Source organism: Polaromonas potterensis, from assembly GCF_033446725.1.
GTDB lineage: Bacteria > Pseudomonadota > Gammaproteobacteria > Burkholderiales > Burkholderiaceae_C > Polaromonas.
Genome location: NZ_JAWQLX010000019.1, coordinates 1 through 12,600, shown reverse-complemented (window position 1 = coordinate 12,600; position 12,600 = coordinate 1). Strand labels below are relative to the sequence as shown.

Here is a 12,600-nt window from a genome sequence, read left to right as displayed (position 1 = left end):
CGTCTGTAGATGTGCAGTCTGTTCCCGTTGCCTCGCACCATCAATTTCACGACAAAGCAAGAAAACCGTCACCAAGGAAAACTTATCACGAACAATGCTTGACTACGTGGGAAGTCCCTGTAAATGGGTTAGGGCCTCACCCGCGCCGCCACTTCCTGCCCCAGCTCAATCACCGCCATCGCGTAATAGCTGCTCCAGTTGTAACGCGTGATCGCGTAGAAGTTTTCGGTGCCGGCGACATAAATGGGCGCGCTGCCGCTGTTGTTGGGATCACCATTGAGTAATTCCACCAGCGCCAGCGGCCCGGTGTGTTGCAGGGCTGCACCTTCCAGCACCGCGCCTTTGGCCGTAAAACTGGCGACCCTGAAGGTCGGCAAAATGTCGGGCGCCATCAATGCGTCCATGTCCAGCGTGGCCGGATCAAACCGCACCGGGTAATGTGTGGGCATGCCGGGTTGCCAGTTGAAGGCCTTGAAGTAATTGGCGACCGAGCCGATCACGTCGCTGGGGCTGTTCCAGAGGTCGACCTGGCCGTCGCCATCGAAGTCCACCGCGTATTTGACCCAGCTCGACGGCATGAACTGCGGCATGCCCATGGCGCCGGCAAAACTGCCGCGCGGGGCCAGGGGGTCAGTATTCAGCCGGCTTTGCATGCTCAAGAACTGCTCGATTTCACCCTTGAAGAATTCGCTGCGCTCGGCCGCGCGCGGGTGCGACGCAGGAAAATCAAAGGCCAGCGTGGCCAGAGCGTCCAGCACCCGAAAGCTGCCGGTGTCGCGGCCATAAATGGTTTCCACGCCGATGATGCCGACGATGATCTCGGCCGGCACGCCGTATTCATTTTCAGCGCGTGCCAGGGTGGCCTGGTTGTCCTGCCAGAACTTCACGCCGGCCGCGATACGCACCGGGTCGATAAAACGGCTGCGGTAGACACGCCAGTTCTTGGTGAATGTTTTGGCGGGGGGCTGCATCAGCCGGACCACGGTGGGGTTAAAACGCGCCTGGCCGATGACCTGGCGCACCCATTGCACATCCAGATCGCGCCTGGCCGCCAGGTCGTCGGCGAAACGCATGGCCTCGGGGCGGCTGGCGTAGGCCGGCCCCTGTGTGGCTGCCGGGCGGCTGGCTGTTTTTTTGGGCTTGATGTTCTTTGGGGGTGTAGCCCCCGCCGTACCTGCGCAGATAGCTATCAAAAGAGGAGCGACCAGAAGGCGGCCAGCAGCCAGCCTGGAGAAAGAAGAAGCGATCATGCGAGAAGGCGAGTCCTGAAAAAGCGGAGAAAAAAAGAAACCCAGAGCAGCAGTATGGCCACAAGCGTAAACCAGTACGAGCCCGGGGCTGAAAAATCAGCGAGGCCAGCGGAGTTGCCGGTATTGCTTTTTGAGTTGCGCCAGGCTGGCGCCGGTCTTGCCCGCGTAACGTTGCGCTTCCAGTTGCATCAGCCAGTCGTGTATCGCCTGGCCCTGGGGGCCTTGCCTTTGCATGACCTGCTGTGCCAACTGGCGCGGTGAGGTCGCGGCCTTGCTGGCCAGGCCGGCGCGGGCCAGTTGTTGGCGGGCGTTGGCCAGCAGTCGCAGCCAGGGGTCGTGTTGCACCCGTTCCCACCAGGCCCAGCCAGCGCCGCCCAGGCTGAGCAGCACCACCAGGCTGATCAGCACATAACTGAGGTCTTCCCAACTCGGCGATGAAAAGCCGAGCTTCTTGAGCAGGTTGAGCTGTTTGCTCTGGGTGTAATTGAGGACCCACTGGTTCCAGCCGTTGTTGACGGCTTCCCAGGTGGCCCGCAGCCGCGCCGCCAAGGTGGGGCTGAAATTGCCCAGCGCCTGACCCACCAGCCCTTGCGGCGCCGCCAGTCGCTGGAAAGCGCCGGTGCGCCCGGGGGCCACGACCGAGGTCGGGTCGATACGCACCCAGCCCTGGCCGGCCAGCCAGACTTCGGCCCAGGCGTGGGCGTCGGCTTGCCGCACCACCCAAAAGCCGTCCACACCGTTGAGCTCGCCGCCCTGGTAACCGGTGACGATGCGCGCCGGAATGTCCATGGCGCGCATCAACACCACAAAGCTTGATGCGATGTGTTCGCAAAAACCTTCCTTGCGATCAAACCAGAATTCATCGGCCGTGTGCTGGCCGTACACGCCAGGTTCCAGCGTGTAGGTGTAGCCGCCGGTCTGCAAGCGTTTGATGGCAGCTTGCACCAGCGCCGCCTTGTCGGCCGGCCCGGCCGGGTTGCCGCGGATCAGCTCCGCCGCCAGCGCTAGCGTGCGCGGATTGAAGTTGGCCGGTAGTTCGCTGTACTGCGGCGGCAGTGCGGCGGCACTGGTCTGCGGCCCATAACGAAACTGGAAATAACTCTCGGCCCGGTAACGCAGCAAGTCGGTGACCGGCCGTGTGCTTATCCATTGCAGCTCGGCCGTGCCCAGTGTTTCCAGCGCCGGGCTGACCGGCGCGCGTGCGGTGGCGTCGAGTACCAGGATCCAGGGCCGGCTGTTCGGCTCCAGGGTAACCTCGTAACGCACGGGCGTGCCGAAAACCTGCAACTGCGACACACCTTGCGGCCTGACAAACCCGGAACCCAGCCGTGGCTGCAGCGGCCGCCATTCGCGGCCATCGAAGGTCGTCAACACCGGGCCGCGAAAATACAGGTCGCGCTGCGCAGGCGGCGCGCCTTCGAACTTCACACGCATGGCGATGCTTTCGTCCAGCGCCAGGCTGGCGATGTTGCCGACTTGCATGGTGGCCGACAAACCGCTGCGCCCCGTCATGGCATCGCTGGGCATCCCCCAGAGCGGCGCCAGACGCGGGAACAGCAGAAACAGCACCACCATCACAGGTGCACCCAGCAAGGCCATCCAGCCGGCGGTTTGGGCGGCCTGGCGCAGCGGCGGTTTGCCCACCGGCATGTGCGCATTGACCAGCGCCGTCAGCAAACCCAAGAGACCCAGCAACATGCTGAACGCCGTCAGCAGCGACTGAGAATAAAAAAAGTTGGTGAGCATGGTGAAAAAGCTCAAAAAGAAAATCACGAAGGCATCACGCCTGGCGCGCATCTCCAGCGTCTTGAGCGCCAGCAACATCACAATCAGTGTGACCCCGGCGTCGCGGCCCAGCAGCGTTTTGTGGGTCAGCCATGTGGCGCCCACGGCCAGGGCCAGAAGGCCCAGCAACCACCATTTGTTGGGCAGCGCCTGGTTGCCCAGGGCCAGCTTGCCGCGCCAGAGCAACATGGCGGCGGCCAGTGCGCTGCACCACAAGGGCAATTCATTGACTTGCGGTAGCAGCACCCAGGCGATGACGGCCAGCAAAAACAGCGTGTCGCGGGTGTCGCGGGGGAGGGTGTTGAGGCGGGCTAACATTGCTGCTTTGCGTTGGCGGTTGGGTCGGAGGACATAGACGCGATGGCGGTCATTCCGGCGAAGGCCGGAATCCATCCCCGATCCCATACCCGCTTTCGCTCGCCAGCCCGTTTGGCCGGGCCGAGGAGCGCAGGCGAAAGCGGATCAGGGCTCGCGATTGTCTGAGGCGCAGCCGAGTTCGAGCGAGACCCCGCTTTTGGCGAGCACCGCAGGTTGCCCGTAGCGCAGCGAAGGGACCCGGACAGTCGGGTCGCCTTTCTTTTCCTTAGGTTTCTTTGGCGAAGCAAAGAAAAGTAAGTCGCCCGCCGGGGCGAGTCCCGGCTTGCAGGAGACACTACACAGGCATAGCTGGCAAAGGCTTCGACAAGCTCAGTTCGAATGGTTGAAAGCATCGCCCAGGTTGGGCATGCTGACGTGCGAGCACCGCTCAACATAAAGCCAGCGCCTCCAAACATTGCCGCTTATGCGCCTCCCCACTGGAAGGTTTGATGAGCAAACCCGGCAAGCGCAAGCCATAACTCAGGCCAAGTTGGTCAGCCTGCAACACCCAGGCGCACAGGCGCGAGAGCCTGGCTTCGGTATCCAGCGAGCCGGCCTGCGCAAAATCCAGCCAGAGTTCATGGCGTTGGGCTTGTTGTGCGTCGCGCACCACCAGGCCGTTGCCTTGTTCATCGGCCTTGGTGGCTTTTTTCCAGACCACGAGTTTGAGCGGGTCGCCGCGGCGGTAGTTGCGGATGTTGTCGAAGTCGCCGCTGCTGGGTACCCGGGCCGCCGCCGCGGCGCCGCCCGCGCGCGGCTCGCCCGGCGGCAGGGGCGGGGCCTGCAGCTCTGGCCTCGGGTAGACCAGAATCTGCGCGGCGGGGCGCCAGATGGTCCAGACGCGAAATGTGCCCAGCGGGAAACGGGTCTCGGCGGTCAGGGTGGGCAGGGGGTGCAGGCCACGGCGGGGCGGCGTGAAAGCCACTTGCACGGTGCTGCTGCTTTGCGCCGGCACATCGGTCCAGGCCCAATGCCGCTCGCCTTGCGCGTCCAGCGTGCCCAGCACGCTGACACCGATGGCATGGCGCGCAGAGCGCCTGTTGTTCGTGAGTTTGACATCAAAAATAGCCAGAGCCCCCGCAAACTGGGCGGGAGGCGCTATCAAATTCATGGCGAGCCCGCGCAGGGTGCCATGGCACACATGCATGCCGATGACGGCGCTGCCGGCCAGCAAAAAGGTCAGCAAATAGCCCAGGTTGAGCTGGTAGTTGATGGAAGCCACCAGCAACACCAGCAAGGTGAGTGCCAGCATCAGGCCGGGCCGGGTGGGCAGGATGTACACGTTGCGCTGGGTCAGCACCACGTTGTCGCTCAGCGGCAGGCGGTTTTGCCACCACTGCTGGAAACGCCCGCGCACGAAGCTCAGGGGATTGAGGGTGAGGGCACTCATGGCTGCCCTTCGCAGCACAACCTGGCTGCTGCGTTCACGGGTCGCGAACGCCTCATGGCAGAGGCACGGCCTCAAGCATGGCGCGCACCTGCTCCACCGAGCCGCGTCCGGCATCGGTCACCGGGACCAAGCGGTGCGCGGCGGTTTGCGGCAGGATGGCCACGATGTCGTCAGGCGCGACGTAATCGCGGCCGCTCAAAAAAGCCTGGGCGCGGGCGGCACGCATCACCGCAATACCGGCGCGCGGGCTCAGGCCCTGGAGGAACCAGCGGCCCGAACGGGTGGCGGCGATCAGGTCCTGCAGGTAGTTCAGCAGCGGCTCCGCGGCATGCACTTGCAAGACCTGCTGCTGCAGTTCCAGCAAGTCATGCGGCATCAGCAAGGTGTCCAGTTTGTCCACCATGTCACGGCGGTCGCTGCCGCTGAGCAGCTCCCGCTCTGCGGCGCGGTCCGGGTAGCCCAGCGAAATACGCATGTGAAAACGGTCCAGCTGCGACTCGGGCAGCGCGTAAGTGCCCAGTTGGTCGTGCGGGTTTTGTGTCGCAATCACAAAAAACGGGATGGGCAGGGGCCGGGTTTCGCCTTCCACCGTGACCTGTTTTTCTTCCATGGCTTCGAGCAGTGCGCTTTGCGTGCGCGGGCTGGCCCGGTTGATCTCGTCGGCCAGCAACACCTGGGCAAAAACCGGTCCCGGGTGAAACACAAAATTTTCTTTCTGGCGTTCGTAAATTGACACGCCCGTCAGGTCGCTAGGCATCAGGTCGGCGGTGAACTGCACGCGGGAAAACTGTAATCCGAAGGAGCGCGACAAGGCGTGCGCCAGCGTGGTTTTGCCAACGCCGGGCACGTCTTCGATCAGCAAATGGCCACCGGCCAGCAGGCAGGCCACACAGTCCTGAACCTGGGCGCTTTTGCCCACAATGACCGTGTTAAGCTGATTTAATAAGGTCTGAATTTTTTGTTTCGCGTTCATGCCACCAACCTTACCGCAAAATTTTCGATATGAATGCCACTGCTTATTTCACCCATCCGGATTGCCGAAAACATGAAATGGGCCCGGGTCATCCCGAGTGCCCGGAGCGGCTGGATGCCATCGAAGACCGCCTGCTGATGTCGGGTGTCGGCGATGTGCTGCAGCGGCGTGAGGCGCCGCTGGCGTCGCTGGGTGACCTGGAATTAGGCCACGACCGCATGATGATTGCCGCCATCCGCGGGCTGGGCAGCCAACTGGCCGACGACTTGCGGGCCGGTGGGCCGAAATATGCGCAGATCGATCCCGACACTGCGCTCAACGTACACAGCTGGAACGCGATCTTGCGCGCCGCCGGGGCCTCGCTGGCCGCCACCGATGCGGTGATGGCCGGCGAGATCGAAAATGCTTTCTGCGCGGTGCGTCCGCCGGGCCACCACGCCTGCCATGACAAGGCCATGGGTTTTTGTTTTATCAACAACATCGCGGTGGCCGCCAAATACGCGCTGGAACGCCATGGTCTGGAGCGGGTGGCGATTGTGGATTTCGACGTGCACCACGGCAACGGCACGGAAGACATCATCCGCGGCGACGACCGCATCCTGATGGTCAGCTTTTTCCAGCACCCGTTTTATCCCTACTCCGGCGCCGACATACTGGCCAACAACATGGTGAACCTGCCGGTGCCGGCCTACACCAAAGGCCAGGCGGTGCGCGAGCTGATTGATATCGCCTGGATGCCGCGCCTGGAAGCCTTCAAGCCACAAATGATTTTTATCAGCGCCGGTTTTGATGCGCACCGTGACGATGACCTGGGCCAGATGAGCCTGAACGAGCAGGACTATGCCTGGATCACCCAGCGTATCAAGGACGTTGCCAAGCGCCATGCCCAGGGCCGCATCGTGTCCTCGCTGGAAGGCGGCTACAACCTGGGCGCGCTGGCACGCAGCGTGGAAGCGCATATCCGCGTGCTGGCCGATTTGTAATCTGTTTTTTTTTGGACCTTTCCATGGAAAATTTATCAGCCCCCGTGCTGCATACACGTGATGAACGCGGCGTGAACTGGCTGACGCTGAACCGCGCCGTGACCTACAACACCCTGAGCGAAGACATGCTGACCGCCTTGCAGGCCGCGCTGGATGCGGTGGCGCAAGACCCGGGTGCACGCATCGTGGTGCTGGCCGCACAAGGCAAGGCCTTTTGCGCCGGTCACAACCTCAAGGAAATGCGGGCCCAGCCCGAGCTGGCCTATTACCAGAAGCTGTTTGCCCAGTGCACACGCATGATGTTGTCCATCCAGCACCTGCCGGTGCCGGTGCTGGCCCGGGTGCAAGGCGTGGCCACGGCGGCCGGTTGCCAGCTGGTGGCGCAATGTGACCTGGCCGTGGCCAGCAGCGACGCGAGTTTTGGGGTCAACGGCATCGATGTGGGCCTGTTTTGCGCCACGCCGAGTGTGCCGCTGGTGCGCAATATTCCCGCCAAGCAAGCCATGGAAATGTTGCTGACCGGCGGTTTTATCACGGCGGAAGAAGCCCGTGTGCGTGGCCTGGTCAACCGCGTGGTGCCGCTGGAGGCGCTGGATGCCGAGATCGAGCAGTTGCTGCAATCCATCCTGGCCAAACCCCGCGAAGCCATTGCCATTGGCAAGGCGCTTTTTTACCAGCAGCGTGAAACCGGCGTGGCGGCCGCCTACCAGTTGGCCGGCCAGGCCATGGCCTGCAACATGGTGCATGCCGTGGCGCAGGAGGGCGTACAGGCCTTTATCGACAAGAGGAAGCCGCAATGGTCGCGGTGAAACCCAGCGTTCGTATTGACGACCTCAACAGCTGGCTGAGCGCCATGGCGCAGCCCAGCGCGCTGGCCGAGCTGGGCGTGCTGGTTGCGTGTGTGGGCGCCGCCTGGGCACTGGTCTGGCTGGTGCGCCGGGCCGCGGGCAAGGTTGACGAACACTCCATCTGGTTTGGCCGAAAAATCATCGACGGCGTGATGTTTCCATTCGTGTTGCTGTCCCTGGCCTACCTGTCTTTCCTGTTGCTGGCACGCTGGCTGCCGCTGGCGGTCTTCAAGATCGCCATGCCGGTGCTGGTGGCGCTGGTGGTGATTCGCCTGGGCGTGAAAGTGCTGCAAGTGGTGTTTGCCGACGCGCCGTTTGTGCGGGTGCTGGAGCGCAGTATTTCCTGGGTTGCCTGGCTGGCGATGGTGCTTTGGGTCAGCGACCTGTTGCCGCTGCTGCTGGACGAGCTGGACGACATCCGCTGGAAAGTGGGGGCTTCCACGATGTCGGTGCGCACCTTGCTTGAAGGCGCACTCACGGCCGGCATCGTGTTGATCATTGCGTTGTGGATTTCCTCGGCGATTGAGCGGCGCCTGCTCAAGTCAGCGACCGGCGGCCAGCTGTCGCTGCGCAAGGCCCTCAGCAATGCCACGCGGGTCTTGCTGATGTTTGTGGGTTTGCTGGTGGCCTTGTCGGCGGTCGGCATTGACCTGACCGCCTTGTCGGTGCTGGGCGGCGCCATTGGTGTGGGTGTGGGTTTTGGCCTGCAAAAGCTGGCGTCCAACTATGTCAGCGGTTTTGTCATTCTGGCGGAGCGCCAGTTGCGCATAGGTGACAACGTCAAGGTGGACAACTACGAAGGCCGTATCACCGACATCAATGCGCGTTACACCGTGATCCGAGCCCCCAACGGCCGCGAGTCCATCGTGCCCAATGAAATGTTGATCATCAACCGGGTGGAGAACCTGTCGCGTATCGATCCCCATGCGGCGCAGACCACGGTGGTGTCGGTGGCCTATGACAGCGATGTGGACCTGGTGATGCGCCTGCTGGTTGAAGCCGCGAACCGGCAGGACCGCGTGTTGCGCGAACCGGCGGCTTTTGCCGCCTTGTCGGGGTTTGGGGCCGAGGGCCTGGAATTGACCCTGACCTATTCGATCACCAGCCCGGAGAGCGGGGCACTGGCATTACGTTCACGCATCAACCTGATTGTGTTGCAGTCGCTGCGCGAGAACGGCATCACCATACGCGCACCCAGCGTTTTGCTGCAGCGCACTACTTCATAAAAGAAGGCAGCCAGAGGCTGAGCGAGGGGAAAGACAGCAAAATCCCCAGCGCCACCACCTGCATGAACACAAAAGGCCAGACACCGCGAAATATCTTGCCCAGACCGACTTTGGGCAGCAAGGTGTTGAGCACAAACAGGTTCATGCCCACGGGTGGCGAGATCAGGCCGATCTGGATGACCATCACGATCAACACGCCAAACCAGACCGGATCGAAACCCAGCGAGACCACGATGGGGAAAAACAGCGGAATGGTCAGCAGCACCATGGTCAGCTCTTCCATCACCGTGCCCAGCACCACGTAAATCACCATCATCGCGGCCACCACCATCAGCGGTGACAGGCCCAGGTGGGTGATCCACTCTTTCAGGTCGTTGGGCATGGAGGTGAAGTTCACGAAGTTGGCAAAAATGGTCGCCGCGATCAGCAGGGTGAACAACATGGCCGTGGTGCGGGCCGACTCCACCAGCACCTCCAGCGTGGTTTTGACGGTCAGCCGGCGCCGTGCCAGCGCAAACAAAAAGGCGCCCGCCGCACCTATGCCCGCGCCTTCGGTGGCGGTGAAAATCCCGCCATAAATGCCGCCTAACACCAGCACCACCAGCAGCAACACGCCCCAGATGCCGCGCACGGCTTTCCAGCGTTCTGGCCAGCTTGTTTTTTCTCCGGCCGGTGCATGTTCCGGGTCCAGGAAGGTCATGAATAACACGGCAAACATCAGCAGCAGGGCGGTCAGGATGCCGGGAATCACACCGGCCGCAAACAGTTTGCCGATATTGGTTTCCGTGACGATGCCGTAAATCACCATGATGGTGGAGGGCGGAATCATGATGCCCAAGGTGCCGCCGGCGGCAATCACACCGGTGGACAAGGAATCGCTGTAACCGAGTTTTTTCATGGACGGATACGCCACCTTGCTCATGGTGGCGGCGGTGGCGATGGACGAGCCGCAAATGGCGCCAAAACCGGCGCAGGCGGCGATGGTCGCATGCGCCAGGCCGCCGCGCAAATGGCCGATGAAGGCGTAGGCGGCATGAAACAACTCATGGGCCAGCCCGGCCCGCGCCACAAAATTGCCCATCAGGATGAACAGCGGGATCACTGACAAGGTGTAGGCAAAACCGGTCTCATGCACGACCTGGGCCGTGCTGGCCAGGGCTGGATGCCAGCCGCGTGTCAGGCCCATGCCGACGATGCCGACCAGGCCCATCGCAAAAGCCAGCGGCAGGCGCATCAGCGCCAGAATGAAAATGGCGGTAAAACCAAGCAGGGCTTCGGTCACAGTGTGGCCCCTTCGCCGGCTTGTTCATCCGCCGTGGGCCGGAACACAAAGCCGAGATGAATCAAGCCGGCCACGCCACACAAGACCGCCATGCCGTACATAAACGGGGCTTTCAGGATTTTCAGCTGGGCGGTGGTTTCACCGGTCTCCAGGTATTGACCGCCGGTGCCCCACATCAGCCAGCCCAGGCCCAGCAGCGCCGCCGCGCACAGGCCGTGCATCAAGGCGCGCTGGAGCTGGCGTACCGTCTCGGGCAGGTAATGGTCCAGCGAATCGAAGACCACATGTTCGCCGCGCAGCGACACCAGCGGCAAGGCCGCAAAAATCACCACCACCATCAGCAGTTCCGTGAGTTCGAGCGAGCCGGTGATCGAATTGGAGAACAACTTGCGCCCGCCCACGTCAAAAAAAGTCAGCGCCATGATGGCGAACAGGGCGGCGGCGGCCAGCAGGCCGCACACCGTTTCAATAAGCTTGTTCAATCTGTGTGCCTCAATCAATAAAAAGCGCGGCCTGAGAGCCTGTTTACGATCTCGATGGGGCCGCGCAGGTGACTTTTCGGGATGGGCTGCAAGGCGCGGTGCGCCGCCAATAGCTGGCTATTGGCAAGCGCCGCAACGCCGCAGAGCGCCCGAAAAGGCACCTGCCCTTCGGGTTGAGGCGACGCAAACGCGGTCGCGTTTGCATCCCCATTTGGGGCAGCCGCACGACGCACAGCCGACCGGCTGTGCGGTCGGGCGATTTGCCCGCCAAACCTTTTGCATGGGCATGAGCCCATGCTGCGAGGTCTTGGCGACCAACTCATCCCGATTGCGCCCCAACGCGACCCCATGGAGAGCGTAAACAGGCTCCGCCCATGAGGCCGCGCTGTCAAATCCTGGTCTTCGCTGGCAAGAGGCTTATTTTTCCTGACGAGCGATTTCCGCGCGGAATTCGGCCAGGATTTTTGCAGCGTCTTTCAGGCCCTTGGCTTCGGCATCCTTGACCCACTTCTGCTCCAGCGGCGCGGTCTTGGCCTTGACTTCGGCCACAAACTTGGCGTCGGCCTTGACGATTTGCACATTGTTGGCCTGCATCAAGGCCGTGGCACGCCGGTCCACCCGGTCCCAGCCGCGGCCATACATGCGGGCGGCGACTTCACCCGAGATCGCATCCACGGCTTTCTTTTCGTCGGCGCTGAGTTTGTCGTATTTGCCCTGGTTCATCATGAACACAAAGCTGGTGTTGTAGAGACCGCCGGGAAAGGTGGTGGCGTATTTGATGAGTTTGTCGATCCGGAAGGATTCGGTGGACTCGGCCGGGAACAAGGTGCCGTCCATGACGCCGCCGGACAACAACTCATACGAGTCGGGCGCCGGTTTCAGGGTCACATTCATGCCCAGCACCTTGGAGATTTCGTTGACCATGCCGCCGCCCACACGCCATTTCAGGCCGCCCAGCTCTTCGACGTTGGTCACCGGCCGCTTGGTGTTGAAGACGATGCCCGGGCCATGGGTGAAGAAGGAAATCACCTTCACACCCTGGTGTTCGGCCAGGAACTGCGGGTTCTTGATGGCGACCTTGTTGAAGGCCACGGAAATCGGCTCGGAGGTGCTGCCCAGGAAGGGGAACTCGGCCATCTGGGTGTAGACAAAACGACCCGGGGTGTAGCCGTGCACCGTGTAGGACACATCGGCCAGCCCGTTTTTGACCGCATCAAAAGTCCCCGGTGCCGCCGTGACGCCGCGCGGCAGGATGTTGCACTTCATCTTGCCTGCCGTGTTTTTCTCCAGCAGGTCGCACCATTCTTTCTGGGCCAGGCTTAAGGCATGGGTGGGCGGCAGCCAACTCGAGACGGTCAACACGGTTTGTGCAGAGGCCAGACCACTGCAAACAGTCAGCAGCGCGGCGGCGATGGGTTTTATGTTCATAAACACTCCGGGGTGGCCTCGTAGGGGGTGAAGGGGCCGACGCGGCGGCGGCTGCCACCTGATGCATTCGGAAGACTCACTTTAAGGCAGCGATTTGCGCCGGTCTGTCCTTACTTACCCCAATTAACCGACCTGTCGGTCTGTTAATTTTCGCCAGGGCAACAATGATGGATGTGTGGCTCTAATTCGGGTCGAACAGGTCTTTATAATGAAATAGAACGATCGTTCTTTTTTCTATTGGCCTGGCTGATTCTCCACCGAGGAATCTTATTTTTTGGGACATTGTGCAGGTGCAGCATAGAATCAAAAGCTTTACGTGAACGTCAATCAATAAACTCTGGAGTTCTCCCATGAAGGTCCTGGTCCCGGTCAAACGCGTCGTCGATTACAACGTGAAGGTACGCGTCAAAAGTGATGGCAGCGGCGTGGATATCGCCAACGTCAAGATGAGCATGAACCCCTTTGACGAGATCGCCGTCGAGGAAGCCACCCGCTTGAGAGAAAAAGGCCTGGCGACTGAAGTGATTGCCGTCAGCTGCGGCGTCGCCCAATGCCAGGAAACCCTGCGCACCGCCATGGCCATTGGCGCCGACCGC

Annotated in this window: 11 protein-coding genes; 4 read left to right on the top strand and 7 right to left on the bottom strand. The window is 61.8% G+C overall.

Features of this window, described 5'->3' with window-relative positions; translation table 11 throughout:
- Positions 1-128: 128 nt before the first annotated feature.
- The 4 genes from mltB to R6254_RS21820 form a co-directional block, all read right to left on the bottom strand.
- Complete coding sequence (gene mltB, locus R6254_RS21835; RefSeq protein WP_318409791.1) at positions 129-1,250, bottom strand: lytic murein transglycosylase B; 1,122 nt, start codon at positions 1,248-1,250, stop codon at positions 129-131.
- 96 nt (positions 1,251-1,346) lie between these two features.
- The gene (locus tag R6254_RS21830) at positions 1,347-3,353 is read right to left on the bottom strand and encodes a transglutaminase TgpA family protein (RefSeq protein ID WP_318409790.1); all 2,007 of its coding nucleotides are present in this window, start codon (positions 3,351-3,353) and stop codon (positions 1,347-1,349) included.
- 427 nt (positions 3,354-3,780) lie between these two features.
- A complete protein-coding gene (locus R6254_RS21825) occupies positions 3,781-4,782 on the bottom strand; it encodes a DUF58 domain-containing protein (RefSeq protein ID WP_318409789.1) in 1,002 nt (333 codons plus the stop codon).
- Between the two features lie 52 nt (positions 4,783-4,834).
- Positions 4,835-5,755 carry an AAA family ATPase gene (locus R6254_RS21820; RefSeq protein WP_318409788.1) on the bottom strand — a complete coding sequence of 307 codons (921 nt, stop codon included), beginning with the start codon at positions 5,753-5,755 and terminating at the stop codon, positions 4,835-4,837.
- A 29-nt stretch (positions 5,756-5,784) separates the two neighbouring features.
- Between R6254_RS21820 and R6254_RS21815 the strand changes: the two genes are divergently transcribed.
- The 3 genes from R6254_RS21815 to R6254_RS21805 are packed head-to-tail and all read left to right on the top strand — an operon-like array spanning position 5,785 to position 8,812.
- Entirely contained in the window at positions 5,785-6,738 is a 954-nt protein-coding gene (locus tag R6254_RS21815) for a histone deacetylase family protein (protein WP_318409787.1), read from the top strand.
- Between the two features lie 23 nt (positions 6,739-6,761).
- Entirely contained in the window at positions 6,762-7,547 is a 786-nt protein-coding gene (locus R6254_RS21810; protein ID WP_318409786.1) for an enoyl-CoA hydratase, read from the top strand.
- On the top strand, positions 7,535-8,812 hold the full coding sequence (locus tag R6254_RS21805) for a mechanosensitive ion channel family protein (RefSeq protein ID WP_318409785.1): 1,278 nt from the start codon (positions 7,535-7,537) through the stop codon (positions 8,810-8,812). The genes R6254_RS21810 and R6254_RS21805 overlap by 13 nt, the downstream gene beginning before the upstream one ends.
- Here the strand turns inward: R6254_RS21805 and R6254_RS21800 are convergent.
- From R6254_RS21800 to R6254_RS21790, 3 genes are all read right to left on the bottom strand, one after another.
- Positions 8,802-10,094 carry a TRAP transporter large permease gene (locus tag R6254_RS21800; RefSeq protein ID WP_318409784.1) on the bottom strand — a complete coding sequence of 431 codons (1,293 nt, stop codon included), beginning with the start codon at positions 10,092-10,094 and terminating at the stop codon, positions 8,802-8,804. The genes R6254_RS21805 and R6254_RS21800 overlap by 11 nt on opposite strands.
- Positions 10,091-10,576, bottom strand: coding sequence for a TRAP transporter small permease (locus R6254_RS21795; RefSeq protein WP_318409783.1), 486 nt, complete (start codon positions 10,574-10,576; stop codon positions 10,091-10,093). Before R6254_RS21795 ends, R6254_RS21800 begins: the two co-directional genes overlap by 4 nt.
- A 417-nt stretch (positions 10,577-10,993) precedes the next feature.
- Entirely contained in the window at positions 10,994-12,004 is a 1,011-nt protein-coding gene (locus tag R6254_RS21790) for a TRAP transporter substrate-binding protein (RefSeq protein ID WP_318409782.1), read from the bottom strand.
- A 350-nt stretch (positions 12,005-12,354) separates the two neighbouring features.
- Between R6254_RS21790 and R6254_RS21785 the strand changes: the two genes are divergently transcribed.
- A partial coding sequence (locus tag R6254_RS21785; protein ID WP_412103210.1) for an electron transfer flavoprotein subunit beta/FixA family protein occupies positions 12,355-12,600 on the top strand: 246 nt, incomplete at its 3' end.